Source organism: Microbacterium sp. MRS-1 (assembly GCF_000585455.1).
Lineage (GTDB): Bacteria > Actinomycetota > Actinomycetes > Actinomycetales > Microbacteriaceae > Microbacterium > Microbacterium laevaniformans.
Map to the genome: position 1 here is coordinate 17,673 of NZ_JAUF01000030.1, position 17,767 is coordinate 35,439.

The window sequence follows — 17,767 nt, forward strand, 5'->3', positions numbered from 1 at the left end:
GTGGATCGAGGAGTGGTCAGCGGGTACGCGCGCGGGCGCGAACCCATTCGGTGAGGGCGGGCAGGAGTTCGGGAAGCGTGTCGGCGCGGAAGTCCGGGGCGGCGTCGGGGTCGGGATAGCCGCCGACCAGCGCCGTCGCGTGGCCGCGGGCGTGGGCCGGAGCCAGGTCGTTGCGCCAGATGTCGCCGACGGCGAGCACCTCGGCATCCGCGTCCAGCTCGTCCAGCAGCGCGGCGAGCCCGTCGGGCTTGCCCGCGTCGACGACGACGCGGTCGAAGAGCCCTTCCAGCGCGAGCGCCGTCAGCGCCTCCGGAATGCGCACGCCGGGCGCGTTGGTGACCAGGATGCGCTCCGCGTCGACCGTCGCGAGGAAGGTGGCGAGGCCCTCGGGGGCGAGAACGGGAGCGTCGTCGGACGCGAGCTGTGCGCGGCTGGCGGCGTAGCCGCGCGCGAGGTGCTCGGGGGCGGCTCCGGCCGCGAGGGCGCGCACCCGCACGAGGTCGTAGGCGTCGATGGCGTCGTCGTCGCCGTCGGCGAGGCCGGTGGCGATCTCATCGACGAACGACGGCGACAATCCGGCCTCGGTGGCGACGGCGCGGGCGTACGCGCGCACCGGCCCGTCGCCGAGGGCGACGGTACCGTCGAAGTCGAAGATGAGAATGGGACGAGGCACGGATCTCCCTGCGGGTGACGAACGCGTCCGTGAGGCTGGACGCTTTGTCCATAGTGAAGGACATGTGTGGACGTAATGACCACGGCAGATGAACATCCGGTAAAAAGTGGCGGGGAGCTCTCGCGACTCGACGCCGCGGCCGCGCTCGCCACGGGCGATCCCGCGGCCGCCTTCGACCTCCTCCCGTGGCTCGGCACCTCGATCGACGCCGACGCCGCCGCGCGCCGATTCGAGGCATGGGGGCTGTCCACGGTCATCGACGAGAACACGGGCACATCCGTGATCGCGGCGTCGGTCTTCAGGGCGCTCCACGAGCGCGCCGGCATCGACGCCCGCTTCCCCGTCGGCAACGCCGGCCTGCTGCACGTCTACGGCTACCTGCTGTCGACGACACCGACCCCCTACGGCCTCAAACGCGAGCGCTGGCTGGACGGCGAGCTCGCCCGCGCCTACGGGCTGGCCGCCGACGCCTTCCTCCCCTGGGCGCTGCCGACGGGCGAGACCCTGCTGGCGCGGGTCGCCGCGGCCGCCACCGCACTGGTGGAGCGCACTCCGGTGCGCCGTCAGCGGGTGCACGACACGGAAGCCGTCATCGCGGTGGGGCGCGCCGCGGCATCCGGCCCTTCCGCCCTCGCCTACGCGCTGATCAACGGCGGCATCCAGCGACTGATCACGACGTTCCCGGTCGCCTCGCCCGCGGCCGTCCTCGACGAGGTGGATGCCGCCACCCCGCGTCTGCGCTGGAACGCCGTGGTCTGAGCGGCCCACACCCCACCACAGCGCAGCGCAGCGAGCACCTCAGCCGCGCGGCGCGTGCGCCTCGAGGAACTCGTACAGATCGGTCGTGTCGACGCCGGGGAACGCACCGGTCGGCAGGGTCGCCAGCAGCGTCCGGGGCGTGCGCACATTCGGCCACGCCTGATCGCGCCACTGCGACTCCAGCTCGGCGGGAGCGCGCCGGCAGCACACCTCGACCGAGTGACGGGAGACGCTGCGGTTGGTGGTCTCGCGCCCGACGAACCACTTCGTGTCGTCGAAGCGCACGCCCACCGACACCGAGTGCGCACCCTCACTGGAGGTCTCCACGCGGGCCGTGCACCAGAACGTGCCGTTGCCGGTGTCGGTGTACTGGTAGTACGGGTTGAATTTGTCGGGAATGTCGAACACGGCGCGGCTCGTCCAACGCCGACAGCACAGCTGCCCCTCGATCGAGCCGAGCCGATCGGCCGGGAAGTTCACGTCGTCGTTCTCGTACGCCTTCGTGATGGTGCCCGACTCGTGCACCTTCAAGAAGTGCACCGGGATGCCGAGATGCCGCGTCGCCAGATTGGTGAAGCGGTGCGCCGCGGTCTCGTACGACACCGAGTACGCATCGCGGAGGTCTTCGATCGACAGCGCGCGCCGCGACTTCGCGTCGTGCAGCACCGGGACGGCGTGATCTTCAGGGATCAGGAGAGCCCCGGTCAGGTAGTTCGTCTCCACCCGCTGACGCAGGAACTCGGCGTAGGAGCGCGGCTCGGCGTGCCCGAGGATGCGGCTGGCGAGCGCCTGCAGCACCGCGGTGCGGGAGTCCCCCTTCGCGGGCACCGTGCTCGACAGGTACAGCCGGCCGTGCTTGATGTCGGCGACCGAGCGCGTCGAGGCCGGCAGATCGGCGACATAGTGGAGGGAGAATCCCAGGTGAGCGGCGATATCTGATGCCGTGCGCTGCGTGAGCGGCCCGCCCGGGTGGTCGACGGCGCGAAGGATGGCGCGGGCGTGCTCCTCGAGCTCGGCGAAGTAGTTGTCCTGGCGACGCATGAGGTGGCGCAGCTCGACGTTCGCCCGACGCGCCTCCTCGGGAGTCGCGGAGCGCTCGTCGCCGAGCCTTTCGATCTCGCCCTGCAGCGCGAGCAGCGCGCGCAGGGCGTCGTCGGGGATCGTCTTGCCGATGCGGAACGGCTCGATGCCGAGGGCGCGGAACGTCGAGCCCTTCATGGCGCGCTCGAGCGCGATCTCGAGCGTGGCGCGCTCATCGAGGGGCTCCGCCTCCAGGAGTTGGTCGACCGTCGCACCGAGCGCCTTGGCGATGGCGCGGAGGAGAGTGAGCTTGGGTTCGCGCTTTCCCGTCTCGATCATCGACAGCTGACTCGGTGCCCGCTCGACAGCTGCCGCGAGCTCGTCGAGGGTCATCCCGCGCGCCGTGCGCAGCTGACGGATGCGCCGGCCGATCGTGAGCGCATCGGCCTCGTCCTCGGGCTCTGTGGTCGTCGCCGTCAACGGAACATCGATGTTCGTCATGTCCGGGATTGTGTCACAGAACGTGAAGTTCGATCAATCTTCACTCCCGATTTGGTTACTCCTGGCCTCGAACTTCACCCAAAGTGGAGACACGAGCCACCGCCGGCATCGCCCCGGCATCCGATGAAGGAGAGCACCATGACGATCCAGGCCACCCCCGGTCAGCCGCCACTGCGCGCCGGCGACCAGACGCAGACCGCCGCTGAGCTGCAGGAGATCTGGGACACCGACCCGCGCTGGGACGGCGTTCAGCGCACCTACACCGCGGAGGACGTCATCCGCCTGCGCGGGTCGGTGCGCGAGGAGAACACCCTCGCCCGCCGCGGCGCCGAGAACCTCTGGAACCTGCTGCACACCGAGGACTACATCCGCGCGCTCGGCGCCTACACCGGCGGCCAGGCCGTGCAGCAGGTACGTGCGGGCCTGAAGGCCATCTACCTCTCGGGGTGGCAGGTCGCCGCCGACGGCAACCTCGCCGGACAGACCTACCCCGACCAGAGCCTCTACCCGGCCAACTCCGTGCCTGCCGTCGTCCGCCGCATCAACAACGCCCTGATCCGCCAGGACCAGATCGAGCACGCGGAAGGCACCCTCACGCAGGACTGGCTGGCCCCCATCGTCGCGGATGCCGAGGCGGGCTTCGGCGGCCCCCTCAACGCGTACGAGCTCGCGCAGTCGCTCATCCAGTCGGGTGCCGCCGGCATCCACTGGGAGGACCAGCTGGCCAGCGAGAAGAAGTGCGGCCACCTCGGCGGCAAGGTGCTGGTGCCCACGCAGCAGCACATCCGCACCCTGAACGCGGCTCGGCTCGCCGCCGACGTCGCCGGCGTGCCGACCGTCATCATCGCCCGCACCGACGCGCTGGCGGCCGACCTGCTCACCAGCGACGTCGACCCGCGCGACCAGGAGTTCACCACGGGAGAACGCACGAGCGAGGGCTTCTACCGGGTGCGCCCGGGCCTGGAGGCGGTCATCAGCCGCGGCCTCGCGTTCGCGCCGTACGCCGACCTGCTGTGGGTGGAGACCGGAGAGCCCGACATCGAGCTGGCCCGCGCGTTCGCGAGCGCGATCCACGAGCAGTTCCCCGGCAAGATGCTCGCCTACAACTGCTCGCCGAGCTTCAACTGGAAGCGTCACCTCAGCGACGAGCAGATCGCCACCTTCCAGCAGGAGCTGGCCGACCTCGGCTACAAGTTCCAGTTCATCACGCTGGCCGGCTTCCACGCCCTCAACTACTCGATGTTCGATCTCGCCTCCGGCTACGCCGAGCGCGCCATGAGCGCGTACGTCGAGCTGCAGGAAGCCGAGTTCGCTGCGGAATCGCGCGGCTACACCGCCACCAAGCACCAGCGCGAGGCGGGCACCGGCTACTTCGACTTCGTTTCCACGGCGCTCAACCCCGACAGCGCGACCCTGGCTCTGGTGGGATCCACTGAGGCCGAACAGTTCCACTGAGCACCACCCCGCGACCCACCGACACAGAAAGAGCAGGGCCATGACTCCCACCGCCACGGGCACCGCGCCCGCATCGACCATCACCGTCACGGGACCGATCCGCGACCGCTACGAGGAGATCCTCACCCCCGCGGCCATCGCGTTCCTCGCCGAGCTGCACGTCCGCTTCGCCGGCCGGCGTCACGACCGCCTCGCCGACCGGATGCGGCGCCGTTTCGAGATCGGCAACGGGCACGACCCGCAGTTCCGCTCCGACACGGCCCACATCCGCGAGGATGCCGAGTGGCAGGTCGCCGGGGCAGGTCCGGGACTGGAGGATCGCCGCGTCGAGATCACCGGCCCCACCGACCCGAAGATGACGATCAACGCGCTCAACTCGGGCGCGAAGGTGTGGCTGGCCGACCAGGAGGATGCCACGAGCCCCACCTGGCGCAACGTCATCGAAGGTCAGCTCTCGCTGTTCGACGCGATCCGCGGACAGCTGTCGTACACGAGCCCCGAGGGCAAGGAGTACCGCGTCACCGCCGAGCAGACCCCCACGATCGTGATGCGTCCCCGCGGCTGGCACCTGGTCGAGAAGCACATCCGCTACACCGACCGCGCCGGTCGCGACCTCGCGGCATCCGGTTCGCTCGTCGACTACGGCCTGTACTTCTTCCACAACGCGCAGCGTCTGATCGACAACGGCGTGGGCCCCTACTTCTACCTGCCGAAGATCGAGTCGGCGGAGGAGGCGAAGCTGTGGGACGACGTCTTCACCTTCAGTGAGAACTACCTCGGCATCCCGCACGGCACCATCCGTGCCACCGTGCTCATCGAGACGCTGCCGGCGGCCTTCGAGATGGAGGAGATCCTGTTCGAGCTGCGCGATCACATCGCGGGCCTGAACGCCGGCCGCTGGGACTACATCTTCTCGATGATCAAGAACTACCGCGGCCGGGGCGCGCGGTTCGTGCTGCCCGACCGCAGCCAGGTCACGATGACGGTGCCGTTCATGCGGGCCTACACGGAGCTGCTCGTGAAGACGTGCCACAAGCGCGGAGCCTTCGCGATCGGCGGCATGAGCGCCTTCATCCCCAACCGACGCGACCCGGAGGTGACGGCCCAGGCGTTCGAGAAGGTCGCCGCCGACAAGAAGCGCGAGGCCGGCGACGGCTTCGACGGGACGTGGGTGGCCCACCCCGACCTGATCCCCGTCGCGCAGGCGGAGTTCGACGCCGTGCTCGGCGAGCGCCCCAACCAGATCGACCGCCAGCGGCCCGAGGTGAACGTCCAGGCCTCGCAGCTCATCGACGTGCACATCGGACTGCCGGTCACGGCGGCGGGCGTGTACGGCAACGTGTCAGTGGCGATCCGCTACATCGAGGCATGGCTGCGGGGTCTCGGCGCCGTCGCGATCGACAACCTCATGGAGGATGCCGCGACCGCCGAGATCAGCCGTAGCCAGGTGTGGCAGTGGATCCACCAGGACCGCACGACGGACGACGGCACGCGCATCACGCGCGAGTACATCGAGGGCCTCATCGCGCAGGTCCTGGCCGAGGTCCCGCGCCAGGACGGCGACCGCTTCGACGACGCGGCGGCGATCTTCCGCGACGTCGCCCTCGGTGAGGACTTCCCGACGTTCCTGACGCTCGGGGCCTACGCCGACTACCTGACCGACTGACGGTCCGCGTCGCACAGTGGGGGTGGATGCCGCGGCATCCACCCCCGCTGTCATGCGCTGCAGGAAGGACGTTGACAGAGTTAGCTAATGCCATTAGCTTTATGGCTATGACAACCACATCGTCTCCTTCAGCTGCTTTCGCCCGGCTGGATGTCCATCACCTCGATCGGCCGGAAGGCCGCATCGCGTACCGCGTGACCGGTGACGGTCCGCTCGTGGTGTGCGTTCCCGGCATGGGCGAGATCGCCGCGAGCTACCGCTACACCGTCCCCGCTCTGCGTGAGGCCGGTTTCCGCGTCGCCGTCATGGACCTGCGCGGTCACGGCGAGTCGGATGCGACGTTCACGACGTACGACGACGTCGCGGCCGGCACCGACATCCTCGCGCTCATCGCGCATCTCGGCGGCCCCGCCGTCGTCGTCGGCAACTCGATGGCCGCCGGTGCGGCCGTCTGGGCGGCCGCCGAGGAGCCCGCCGCCGTCAGCGGCCTGGGTCTGGTCGGCCCGTTCGTCCGCAACGCGCCGACCAACCCGTTCGCCGCCGCAACGTTCCGCCTGCTGATGCTCCGGCCGTGGGCCCGCGCGGCCTGGCTTGCCTACCTGCCCCAGCTCTACCCCGGCCGCCGGCCCGCCGACTTCGCCGAGCACCGCGCGGCGGTCCGCGCGGCGATGTCGCGCCCGGGCGCCACCGCCGCGTTCGCGCGCACGACCCGCACCGACCACAGCCTCGCCGAGAAGCGGATCCCCGAGGTGTCGGCACCGGCGCTGGTCATCATGGGCACCGCCGACCCCGACTTCAGCGATCCGAGGGAAGAAGCGGAGTGGATCGGCGAGCAGCTGCGCGCGCGCGTGACGCTCGTGGAGGGCGCCGGCCACTACCCGCAGGCCGAACAGCCCGAGCAGGTCGGTCCCGCCCTGGTCGCGTTCTGTCGCGAGGTGGCCGGTGCCTAGGGCCGGCCTCACCCACGATGCCGTGGTGACGCTGGCGTTGGAGACGATCGACGAGCTCGGGCTCGACGGCCTCACCCTCGCCGAGATCGCCGGCCGCGCCGGCGTGAAGGTGCCGAGCCTCTACAAGCACATCGCCTCGCTCGAGGTGCTGCGTTCCGCTGTGGCCACCGAGGCGACGCGTGAGCTCGCCCAGGAACTGCGGGTCGCGGCCATCGGGGTGTCCCGGACGGCGGCGCTGGAGAGTCTTGCGCACGCCTATCGGGGGTACGCACTGCGACATCCGGGACGATATGCGGCCACCCAGCGCGCACCGCTGCCCGGTGAGGCGCGCGAGGAGGCGCATGCCCTCGCCGCCGCGCAGGTGCAGCAGGTCGTCTCGGCGACGCTGCGCGGCTATGACATCGCCGACGATCAGCTGATCGACGCCACACGTGCTCTGCGCGCCGCCCTGCACGGGTTCTGCGCACTCGAGAACGGGGGCGGCTTCGCCCTTCCGGTCAACGTCTCCGACAGCTTCTCCCGCATGCTCGACGGCCTGGACCGCATGCTGTCGAGCTGGCCGGCTTGAGCCGCGGACTACTCGCGACCCGGGTCGATCGGCGCGAAACGACGCAGGCCGCCGCCGGTCGTGAGACGGGATGCCGCGAGCGAGCCCGCCACGGCGAGGAAGATCGGCAGCAGCAGCGTGAGGCCGGTGCCGGTGAACTCGATGATCAGCGCGATGGCCGTGAACGGTGCTCGCATGTTCGCGGCGAGGAATGCGCCGGCGGCGACGACGGCGAGCGCGGTACCGTCCGCTCCCGGCCAGATGAGCGCCCAGCCGGCGGCCGCCGCCGCGCCCAGGGCCGCGCCGATCGCGACCGAGGGCTGCAGCGTGCCGCCGATCGCCCCGGAGCCGAGCGAGACCGCGGTGGCGACGTACTTCATGACGGCGAGCGCGATCAGCAGCAGCGCCGGCTGGGCGTGGTCGAAGCCGGCCGTCGCCAGGGCCCGACCGTTGCCGAGGACGAGGGGGAAGAACGCACCGAGAACGCCGACCGCGGCGAACGTCACGGGCAGGACGAGGAGCAGCTTCCACCCGGTGGGCCGCCGTCGTGACAGGCGGGCGGTGACGGCCGAGAAGCTCGTCGCCGTCCAGCCCATGAGCGGGCCGATGAGCACAGCGGCGACGAGCAGCGACGGCGTGACGCTCACGTCGTCGACGTGGTACAGGGAGTCGTCGGCGACGAGCGGTCGGGCGACGAACGTCGCGATCGCGCTGATCGACAGGGCGACGACGGCGGCCCCGGCGCTGAAGCGGGCGAGCAGGATCTCGATCGCGAACAGCGCGCCGGCCAGCGGCACGTTGTAGACGGCGGCGAGTCCGGCGCCGGCCGCCGAGGCCACCAGGATCATCGACCAGCGCGCATCGATGCGGAACCAGCCGACAATCTTCGATCCGGCCACCGCGGACAGCTCGCGCGGGGCGACCTCCTTGCCGATCGACGCACCGAGTGCCACCGACGTCACCTGGATCACCGTGTCGGCGGCGGTCTCCAGCGCCGGCATCCGCTTTCCGGCGACCCCTTCCTCGACACTCGAGATCCGTCGGCCGAACCGGCGCAACAGATACCAGCCGATCGCCGCGATCACGCCGGCTGCGCTCAGGGTGACGATCGGCAGCCACCAGGGCGACGGCAGGGCGAGCCCGTCGAGGAACGGCCCCTCGGCGCTTCCCCACACCAGGTGCTCCACGGAGTGGACGATCCAGACGAGCAGCAGCACCGCCAACCCCGTCGCGGTGCCGACGCAGAGCGTGGCCAAACCCAGGCGCGCCAGCCCCCAGAGACCGGAGAGACGGCGAGGCGGGCGGGCACGGGCATCTCCGGTCACGTCGTCACGTTAGCGCACCTGCGCCGCGTCGTTCCGTGCGAGCCAGGTCCGTGCCGCCGGTGGCCGGGACCACTACGCTTTTGCCTGTGACCGAACGCGCTCCCCTGTCCCGCAAGCTGTCTGCCATCGCCGAGTCCGCGACCCTCAAAGTCGATGCGAAGGCGAAGGCCCTGCAGGCCGCCGGCCGCCCCGTCATCTCCTACGCGGCCGGGGAGCCCGACTTCGCGACGCCGCAGTTCATCGTGGATGCCGCCGCGCACGCCCTCCACGACCCCGCCAACTACCGCTACACGCCCGCCGCCGGCCTGCCCGTGCTGCGCGAGGCGATCGCCGCGAAGACCCTCCGCGACTCGGGCCTGGAGGTCGCCCCGTCGCAGATCATCGTGACCAACGGTGGCAAGCAGGCCGTCTACCAGGCCTTCCAAGCGGTCGCGAACCCGGGTGACGAGGTGCTCCTGCCCGCGCCGTACTGGACGACGTATCCCGAGGCGATCGCGCTGGCCGACGGCATCCCGGTCGAGGTCTTCGCCGGCGCCGACCAGGACTACAAGGTCACCGTGGACCAGCTCGAGGCCGCCCGTACCGACAAGACGACGGTGCTCGTCTTCGTCTCCCCCTCCAACCCGACCGGCTCGGTCTACACACCCGAGGAGACGAAGGCGATCGGCGAGTGGGCGCTCGCGCACGGCATCTGGGTGATCAGCGACGAGATCTATCAGAACCTCGTCTACGAAGGCGCGCGGGCCGTCTCGATCGTCGACGCGGTGCCGGAGCTGGCCGGACAGACCATCCTCGTCAACGGGGTCGCCAAGACCTATGCGATGACCGGCTGGCGTGTGGGCTGGATGGTCGGCCCCGCCGACGCGATCAAGCTCGCCGGCAACCTCCAGTCGCACCTGAGCTCGAACGTCAACAACGTCGCGCAGCGCGCCGCACTGGCCGCGCTCACCGGACCGCAGACCGAAGCAGAGGACATGCGTCAGGCCTTCGACCGCCGGCGCCGGCTGATCGTGTCGGAGCTCGCGAAGATCCCGGGGGTCACGGCGCCCAACCCGCTCGGCGCGTTCTACGTCTACCCGGACGTGACGGGCCTGCTCGGACGGGAGTGGAACGGCACCCGTGTCGACACCTCGCTCGAGCTCGCCGACCTCATTCTCGACCAGGCCGAGGTCGCGGTCGTTCCCGGTGAGGCGTTCGGCCCGTCGGGATACCTGCGTCTTTCCTACGCGCTGGGCGACGACCAGCTGCTGGAGGGCGTCCAGCGCCTGCAGAAGCTGTTCGGCACCGACTGATCCGACGCCCACGCACACTCAGAAAGCACATAGCCGGACGGAGAACGATCGAACTCCATGCGCCCGTCGACATCCTCCCTCCTCGTGGCGTCGCGCAGATCGCGCCGCCGCCGCAACGCGCTGCTCGCACCGTCAGAGCACCCGGCGACCACGCTGGTCGTCGGGCTGGCGGCGATCGTGTTCCTCATCAGCGCCGGACTGGCTCTGCGCGCCGCGCCCATCGACGCGGATCTGTCACGGGCGATGAACGGGTGGCACATCAACGGCCTCGGCCAGGTCACCGCCCTCGTGTACGACCTGTTCTCTCCTGTGCCGGCGATCGTCATCACCGTGATCGTCACCGGCATCGTGTGGGCGTTGAGCGGGCGACTGGCGCTGGCGATCGCCTTCGCCGGCACGATTGCGCTGACCTGGATCCCGTCCGACATCGTCAAGATCGCGGTCGGCCGCCCGCGTCCGGACGCGACCCTGCTGCCGCACCCGGTGGCGCAGATGCCGGTCGATCCGTCGTATCCCAGCGGGCACGTGGTCTTCGTCACCGCGCTGGTGCTCGCCCTGGTGCTCATGCTGAAGGGCACACGTTGGCACCGGCCTGCGATCGTGCTCGGCACGATCGCCGTCGTCGTGGTCGTGTTCTCCGTCGCGATCCTCGGCGTGCACTACCCCACCGACGCGCTCGCATCGGTGGGGTGGGCGCTGGGCGTCTTTCCAGCGGCCCGCATCGTCTGGGTGCGCATGCTCATGCCGCTCGTCCCGTTCCTGCGGGAAGTGCCGCGACCCGAGCCAGCAGAGGCCGCGCCGGGACCCCGCCGCCACGGCGGGCCCGGAGAGATCTAGAGTTCGACGCCCACCAGCACCGGTTCGGGCTGCAGCAGCAAACCGAACTCGGACTGCACCCGGTGCTGGATGTAACGCGCGAGTTCGGCGATCTCGCCCGCGGTCGCCCCGCCACGGTTCGTGAGGGCGAGCGCGTGCTTCGTCGACAATCCGGCTCGAGAGCGTGGCAGCCGGAAGCCTTTGCCGAGACCGGCGTGCTCGATCAGCCAGGCGGCGCTCACCTTGACGTCGGGCTGAACCGAGACCGGCGGAGGCACGACGCCGTCGAAGGCGGCCAGGGGGATGACGGTGACCGGTTCGATCTCCACGGCCATCGGCCAACGAGGGCACTCGGGCGGGAGGGTGCGCGCGAAGGATGCCGAGACGATCGCGTTCTGGAAGAACGACCCGGCGCTGTGGGTGTCGGGGTCGGCGTCATCGGGCACCATGCCCTTGGCGGCGCGTGTCGCCAGGACCGTCTCGCGGATCCACCGGAGCGACACCGCGGCATCCGGAGCCAGGCGCAGCGCCTGACGCAGCTGAGCGCCGCGCACGGGAATGTCGCCGGCACCGACGTCCTGCAGTTCGAGGGTGATCGAGACGATGACGCCGGAGCGTTCGGCGCCCCGACCGTAGTGCTGCTTGAGCACCGACGTGCGAAAGCCCAAGCCGAGTGCGTCGGCCGAGACGGTCTCCACCTCGCCGGTGGCCTCGTCGAGCAGTTCGACCTCGACGAGCGTCTCGACGATCTCCTGCCCGTATGCGCCGACGTTCTGAATGGGCGCCGCACCGGCAGAGCCGGGGATGCCGCTCATGGCCTCGATGCCGGCCAGCCCGGCCGCGACCGTGTACTCGACGAGGGCGTCCCAGTTGTGACCGGCTTCGACGCGCAGGCGGACGTGACCCTCCCGAGCGCCCTCGACACGCTGGATGCCGGAGGTGCGCACCAGCACGACGGTGCCGTCGAAGGGCTCGTCACCGGCGAGCAGGTTCGAGCCGCCGCCGAGCACGAGCCACGGCTCTCCCTGCGACCACGCCTCCTGCAGCGCCGAGATGAGCTCGTCGCGGGTGCGGGCCTCGACCATGCGCAGGGGCGTGCCGCCGACACGCAGGGTCGTCAGGTCGGCGAGCGGGACCGGCGTGATCTCGGCCATCAGGACTGGTGGCGCACGCGCACCTGCGCCTTGCCGAGCACGGTCGTGTCGCCGAACGTGACGGTGAGGTCGATGCGGGCGGCCTCGTCGTCGAGGGCGCCGACTTTGGCCGAGACGAAGAGGTCGGCACCACCCTCGGCATCCACCACGACGGGACGCGTGAAGCGCACGCCGTAGTCGACGATGCGTCCGGCGTCGCCGAGCCACTCGACGATGGTCTCGACGGCGAGGCCCATCGTCAGCATGCCGTGCGCGAGCACGCCGGGCAGACCGACGCGTTCGGCGACGTCGTCGCGATAGTGAATGGGGTTGAAGTCACCCGATGCGCCCGCGTAGCGCACCAGCGACTCGCGGGTCAGGTGCACGGTGCGCTCGGCGACGACGGTGCCGACCTCCAGGGCTGCGGATGTCATGAGACCTCGCCTCCGATGAGCAGAACGGATGTCGCGGTGACGACGTGGGCGCCGTCGGCGTCGGTGATCTCCGCCGCGCTGGTCACCATCGCTCCGGCGCCGAACGGGCGGATGCCGGTGATGCTGAGCTGCGCGGTGAGCTCGTCTCCGGCGACGATGGGACGGCTGTAGTGGAAGCGCTGCTCGGCGTGCACGGTACGTTCCAGAGCGATGCCGGAGTCCTCGACGGCCAGCAGCTGCTGCATCGTGAGGTCTTGGACGACCATCGCGAAGGTGGGCGGTGCGACGACGTCGCGGTAACCCAGCGCCTGAGCGGCGGCGGGGTCGAGGTGCTGGGGGGCGTCGGCGAAGACGGCCCGCGCGAATTCGCGCACCTTTTCGCGGCCCACGAGATAGGAAGCGGTTGGCGGGAAGACACGACCCACCAGCTCAGGATTCACTGACACAACTCGATCCTATCGACGGCGCTGCCCGCTCGTCCGTCCGCAGGCGCCGCATCAAACCCGCCGTGGCGACGGTTCGGGACGGATGAACGCGTCAGCGCGCGCGACGAGCGCGGATGGCCCGCGCCGCCATCTGCGCGGCGATGAAGGTGAGGAAGCACGCGAAGAGGATGTTGGCGACCAGGGGCGACAGCAGCGTGGCAATCCAGGCGCCGAGAGCCGTCGTGGTGCACGCCGCGACGCCGACGAGCGCGGCGGCGACCAGGTCGACGTTGCGGCGCTTGACGTTGCCCACGGTGCCCGAGATGGCGGTCGGGATCATCATGAGCAGCGAGGTTCCCTTCGCGATGAGGTCGCTCGTACCGAAGAGGAAGATGAGCGCGGGAACGACGATGACCCCGCCGCCGACACCCAGCAACCCCGCCATCACGCCCGTGAACAGCCCCAGCACCGCCAAGCCGATGCCGGATGCGACCGTGAGCTCGAGCGCGGCATCGCGCGAGGGGACGACGATGAACAGCATCACGATCACGATGACGAGGAAGCCCACGAATCCCCAGCGCAGCGCGTTCTGCGGGATGCGGGCGAGCAGCCACGAACCGATCTGCGCGCCGACGACGGCTCCGGCGGCGAGGATGAGCGCGGGGATCCAGGCGACGGACCCGTGGATCGCGTAGGAGACGACGCCGACGGATGCCGTGGGCACGATGGCCGCCAGCGACGTGCCCGCCGCGAGCCGCTGGTCGAAGCGCAGCAGGAGCACCAGCATCGGAACGATGACGGTGCCACCGCCGACCCCGAACAAGCCCGACAGCAGACCGGCGGCGAGGCCGACGCCGATGCACGACAGCACGAAGCGAAGGTCGCGACGCCGGGCGGGCGTCGCGGCTGCGGCCGGGCTCACGCGTCGGCCCCGGTGCCGACCTCGGGGGCGGGGTCGTCGGCGCCGGCGGCGGCCTGCTCGAACTGCGAGCGGTAGAGGCGCCAGTAGGCACCCTCCGCGGCGATCAGCTCGTCGTGGCTGCCCTTCTCGACGATGTCGCCGTGCTCCATCACGAGGATGAGGTCGGCGTCGCGAATCGTCGACAGACGGTGGGCGATCACGAAGGACGTGCGCCCTTCGCGCAGCGCCGACATCGCGTGCTGCAGCAGCAGCTCGGTGCGGGTGTCGACCGAGCTCGTCGCCTCGTCGAGGATGAGCACGCTCGGCTCGGCGACGAACGCGCGCGCAATGGTGATGAGCTGCTTCTCACCGGCCGAGACGTTGGCGGCGTCCTCGTCGAGCACGGTGTCGTACCCGTCGGGAAGGGAGTGGACGAAGCGGTCGACCCGGGTCGCGACAGCGGCTTCGACGATCTCGAGGTCGGAGGCCTCCTCGTTGCCGTAGCGGATGTTCTCGCGGATCGTGCCGGCGAACAGCCACGGATCCTGCAGCACCATGCCGGTGCGCGAGCGGACGTCGTCTCGGGTGAGCGCGGAGATGTCCTGGCCGTCGAGGAGGATGCGTCCGCCGTCGAGCTCGTAGAAGCGCATCAGCAGGTTCACCAGCGTCGTCTTGCCCGCGCCGGTCGGACCCACGATCGCGACGGTCTGGCCCGGCTCGACGCGGAAGGACAGGTCGCGGATGAGCGGCTTGTCGGGACTGTACGAGAACGCGACGTTCTGGAACTCGATCACGCCGCGTCCCTCGCGGAGGGCGGGCGCGTCTTCGGCATCCGGCTCCTGCTCGTCTTGGTCGAGGAGCTCGAAGACACGTTCGGCCGAGGCCGTTCCGGACTGCACGACGGCGGCCATGCCGCCGAGCTCCGACAGCGGCTGGGTGAACTGCTGCGAGTACTGGATGAACGCCTGCACGTCACCGAGCCGCAGCTGGCCGGAGGCCACCATCAGACCGCCGAGCACGGCGATGCCGACGTAGGAGAGATTTCCGATGAACATCATCGCCGGCATCATCAGGCCCGACAGGAACTGGGCTTTGAACGCGGCCCGGTAGAGCTCTTCGTTCTCCTGCTGGAACTTCTCCCGCGAATCCTTCTCGCGGCCGTACACGCGCACGAGCGCGTGACCGGAGAACGACTCCTCGACGCGTGCGTTGAGCCGGCCGACCTTGCGCCATTGCGTCGCGAAGGCCTTCTGCGACTTCGGGCCGATGACTCCGAAGATGACGCCCATCAGCGGCAGGGCGATGAGGGCGACGATCGCGAGTTGCCACGAGATCGAGAACATCATGATGAGCACACCGACGACCGTCAGCACGTTCGTGACGGCGGTCGACAACGACTGCTGCATGGTCTGGGTGATGTTGTCGATGTCGTTCGTGACGCGCGAGATGAGCTCGCCCCGCTGCACCCGGTCGAAGTACGACAGGGGCAGACGGTTGATCTTCGCCTCGACCGACTCCCGCAGGCGCCACATGGTGCGCACCATGATCACGTTGATGACGTAGCCCTGCAGCCAGGTGAGCACGGCCGACACGACGTAGATCGCGAGAACAGCGACGAGCACCGACTTCAGACGCTCGAAGTCGACGCCGGCGCCGACCTGAAAGTCGTGCATCGCGGAGACGATGTTGGCGATGTCGTTCTGCCCCGCGGAGCGCAGGGCGTCGACGACCTGGGTTTGGCTCGTCCCCGCGGGGAACTGCGCAGCGAGGGATGCCGAGACGACGCCCTCGAAGAGGATGTTGGTCGCCTCACCGAGAACCTTCGGTGCGATCACGGCGAGGACGACGCCGACCGCGCCGAGGACCGAGACGAACCCGAATGCCCACTTGTACGGGGCGAGCAGGCCGATCATCCGCACGAAGCTGCGACCGAAGTTGGCGGCCTTGCCGGGGGCGACGGAATCCCAGGATCCGGAGTTGAGCCGCGCCTGTTCGGCGAGCTCGAGTTCTTCGCGCTCCTCTTCGGAGAGGGCGGCGGTGTTCGGCGCGCTCATGCGTCCACTCCCAACTGCGATTCGACGATTTCTCGGTACGTGTCGTTTGCGGCGAGAAGCTCCTCGTGCGTGCCGATGCCGACCATGCGCCCGTCGTCGAGGACGACGATGACGTCGGCATCCGCGATGGTCGAGATGCGCTGGGCGACGACGATCTTGGTCACCTCGGGAAACGCGCGCCAGAGAGCTTGGCGTAGCCGGGCATCGGTCGTGACGTCGAGCGCCGAGAACGAGTCGTCGAACACGAGCACGTGCGGGCGGTGCACGATGGCGCGAGCGATCGACAGGCGCTGGCGCTGACCACCCGAGACGTTGGTGCCGCCCTGCGCGATGCGCGCATCGAGGCCGCCGTCCATCTCGGCGACGAAATCGCGCCCCTGGGCGATCTCGAGCGCCTGCCACAGCTCGTCGTCGGTCGCGTCCTCGCGTCCGAAGCGGAGGTTGCTGGCGACCGTGCCCGTGAACAGGAACGCGCGCTGCGGGACGTAGCCGATGCCCCGCCACATCTCGTCGAGGTCGGCCTCGCGCACGTCGACGCCGCCGACGCGCACGGTGCCGCCGGTCACGTCGAACAGTCGCGGGATGAGGGAGACGAGCGTCGTCTTGCCCGAACCGGTCGATCCGACGATGGCGACGGTCTGGCCGGGGGCGGCGCGGAACGAGATGTTCTCGAGGACGGGCGCCTCGGCGCCGGGGTAGCTGAAGGTGACGTCGTCGAACTCGACGGCGCCGAGATCGGGGAACTGCGTGACCGGTCGCGCCGGGCGGTGCAGCGCATCGGTCGAGTCGAGCACCTCTCCGATGCGATCTGCGGAGACCGCGGCGCGCGGGATCATGATCGTCATGAACGTCGCCATGAGCACGCCCATGAGGATCTGACCGACGTACTGCATGAAGGCGAAGAGGGTGCCGATCTGCACGTCACCGGCATCCACCTGGATGCCGCCGAACCAGATGACGCCGACGACGGTGAGGTTGAGCACCAGCATCGCCAGCGGGAACATGAGCACGAACAGCGAGCCGACCTTGCGTCCGACGACCATGATGTCGGTGTTCGCGACGCGGAACCGGGCCTCTTCGATGCGTTCACGCACGAACGCGCGGACGACGCGCACGCCGGTGAGCTGCTCGCGCATGACGCGGTTGACGCCGTCGAGCTTGCCTTGATACTCGCGGAACAACGGCACCATGCGGCTGATGATGAAACCGGCGATCACGAGCAGCGTCGGCACCGCGACGGCGATGAGCCAGCTGAGCGCGGCATCCTGCTGGACGGCCATGATGACGCCGCCGATAGCCAGCAGCGGCGCGGTGACGAGCATGGTGGCGCCCATCATCGCGAGCATCTGCACCTGCTGGACGTCGTTGGTGTTGCGAGTGATGAGCGTACCCGCCCCGAACGACGAGACTTCACGCTCGGAGAAGCCGCTGACCTTGTCGTAGACGTCGCGGCGGATGTCGCGTCCGGCGCTCATAGCGGCGCGCGCGGCGAAGAACGTCGCGATGACCGAGGCGACGATCTGCCCCAGCGCGATGAGCAGCATGAAGCCGCCGCGCGACCAGATGTAGCCGGTGTCGCCCGCGGCGACACCCTTGTCGATGATGTCGGCGTTCAGGCGCGGCAGGTAGAGAGACGCCATCGCCGAGGCGAACTGGAAGACGAGCACGCCCAGCAGCCACCACTTGTACGTCCAGAGATATCGGACGAGGAGTTTTCCAAGCATGAAGGGCTCCGTCTACGGGCCGGGTGGGAACGGGTTCATGCTATCGCCGGGCTCGGACATGCACTCGTCGCGTGCTGCGAACCGTGCCTCGG

16 protein-coding genes are annotated in these 17,767 nt (G+C 69.7%); 7 read left to right on the forward strand and 9 right to left on the reverse strand.

All coding sequences use genetic code 11. From position 1 onward, the window contains the following. Positions 1-16: 16 nt before the first annotated feature. Positions 17-673 (reverse strand): HAD family hydrolase, encoded by a 657-nt coding sequence (locus tag AS96_RS06740; protein WP_036287332.1) that lies wholly within the window; start codon positions 671-673, stop codon positions 17-19. Between the two features lie 75 nt (positions 674-748). On the opposite strand from AS96_RS06740, the gene AS96_RS06745 reads away from it, so the two are divergent. Next, positions 749-1,432: an amino acid deaminase gene (locus tag AS96_RS06745; protein WP_231477145.1), complete on the forward strand. Its 684-nt coding sequence runs from the start codon at positions 749-751 to the stop codon at positions 1,430-1,432. A gap of 39 nt (positions 1,433-1,471) precedes the next feature. Here the strand turns inward: AS96_RS06745 and AS96_RS06750 are convergent, their stop codons facing one another. Continuing rightward, positions 1,472-2,953, reverse strand: a complete 1,482-nt coding sequence (locus AS96_RS06750) for a helix-turn-helix transcriptional regulator (protein ID WP_036287338.1) — start codon at positions 2,951-2,953, stop codon at positions 1,472-1,474. Between the two features lie 138 nt (positions 2,954-3,091). On the opposite strand from AS96_RS06750, the gene aceA reads away from it, so the two are divergent. From aceA to AS96_RS06770, 4 genes are all read left to right on the forward strand, one after another. Further along, a complete protein-coding gene (gene aceA, locus AS96_RS06755; RefSeq protein ID WP_036287574.1) occupies positions 3,092-4,408 on the forward strand; it encodes an isocitrate lyase in 1,317 nt (438 codons plus the stop codon). 40 nt (positions 4,409-4,448) lie between these two features. Further along, positions 4,449-6,074, forward strand: a complete 1,626-nt coding sequence (gene aceB / locus AS96_RS06760) for a malate synthase A (RefSeq protein WP_036287341.1) — start codon at positions 4,449-4,451, stop codon at positions 6,072-6,074. A gap of 107 nt (positions 6,075-6,181) precedes the next feature. Beyond that, on the forward strand, positions 6,182-7,024 hold the full coding sequence (locus tag AS96_RS06765; RefSeq protein WP_051498779.1) for an alpha/beta fold hydrolase: 843 nt from the start codon (positions 6,182-6,184) through the stop codon (positions 7,022-7,024). 25 nt (positions 7,025-7,049) lie between these two features. Beyond that, the gene (locus AS96_RS06770; RefSeq protein WP_231477147.1) at positions 7,050-7,592 is read left to right on the forward strand and encodes a TetR/AcrR family transcriptional regulator; all 543 of its coding nucleotides are present in this window, start codon (positions 7,050-7,052) and stop codon (positions 7,590-7,592) included. Positions 7,593-7,600: 8 nt separating this feature from the next. Here AS96_RS06770 and AS96_RS06775 read toward each other — a convergent pair whose 3' ends face one another. Then, positions 7,601-8,896: a chloride channel protein gene (locus AS96_RS06775; protein ID WP_036287346.1), complete on the reverse strand. Its 1,296-nt coding sequence runs from the start codon at positions 8,894-8,896 to the stop codon at positions 7,601-7,603. Positions 8,897-8,982: 86 nt separating this feature from the next. Here AS96_RS06775 and AS96_RS06780 point away from each other — a divergent pair, with 86 nt between their 5' ends. Together AS96_RS06780 and AS96_RS06785 are read left to right on the forward strand one after the other, a co-directional pair. Further along, the gene (locus AS96_RS06780; RefSeq protein ID WP_197017270.1) at positions 8,983-10,188 is read left to right on the forward strand and encodes a pyridoxal phosphate-dependent aminotransferase; all 1,206 of its coding nucleotides are present in this window, start codon (positions 8,983-8,985) and stop codon (positions 10,186-10,188) included. Between the two features lie 57 nt (positions 10,189-10,245). After that, on the forward strand, positions 10,246-11,025 hold the full coding sequence (locus AS96_RS06785; RefSeq protein WP_036287352.1) for a phosphatase PAP2 family protein: 780 nt from the start codon (positions 10,246-10,248) through the stop codon (positions 11,023-11,025). Here AS96_RS06785 and AS96_RS06790 read toward each other — a convergent pair. The 6 genes from AS96_RS06790 to AS96_RS06815 form a co-directional block, all read right to left on the reverse strand. Beyond that, positions 11,022-12,158: a UDP-N-acetylmuramate dehydrogenase gene (locus AS96_RS06790; protein WP_036287355.1), complete on the reverse strand. Its 1,137-nt coding sequence runs from the start codon at positions 12,156-12,158 to the stop codon at positions 11,022-11,024. The two genes, AS96_RS06785 and AS96_RS06790, sit on opposite strands and share 4 nt — an antisense overlap. Then, positions 12,158-12,571 carry a MaoC/PaaZ C-terminal domain-containing protein gene (locus AS96_RS06795; RefSeq protein ID WP_036287357.1) on the reverse strand — a complete coding sequence of 138 codons (414 nt, stop codon included), beginning with the start codon at positions 12,569-12,571 and terminating at the stop codon, positions 12,158-12,160. The genes AS96_RS06790 and AS96_RS06795 overlap by 1 nt, the downstream gene beginning before the upstream one ends. After that, a complete protein-coding gene (locus tag AS96_RS06800) occupies positions 12,568-13,017 on the reverse strand; it encodes a MaoC family dehydratase N-terminal domain-containing protein (RefSeq protein WP_036287359.1) in 450 nt (149 codons plus the stop codon). The genes AS96_RS06795 and AS96_RS06800 overlap by 4 nt, the downstream gene beginning before the upstream one ends. 91 nt (positions 13,018-13,108) lie before the next feature. Next, complete coding sequence (locus AS96_RS06805) at positions 13,109-13,918, reverse strand: sulfite exporter TauE/SafE family protein (protein WP_036287362.1); 810 nt, start codon at positions 13,916-13,918, stop codon at positions 13,109-13,111. After that, entirely contained in the window at positions 13,915-15,951 is a 2,037-nt protein-coding gene (locus AS96_RS06810; RefSeq protein WP_036287365.1) for an ABC transporter ATP-binding protein, read from the reverse strand. Before AS96_RS06810 ends, AS96_RS06805 begins: the two co-directional genes overlap by 4 nt. Then, on the reverse strand, positions 15,948-17,675 hold the full coding sequence (locus AS96_RS06815; protein ID WP_036287368.1) for an ABC transporter ATP-binding protein: 1,728 nt from the start codon (positions 17,673-17,675) through the stop codon (positions 15,948-15,950). Before AS96_RS06815 ends, AS96_RS06810 begins: the two co-directional genes overlap by 4 nt. Positions 17,676-17,767: the final 92 nt, after the last annotated feature.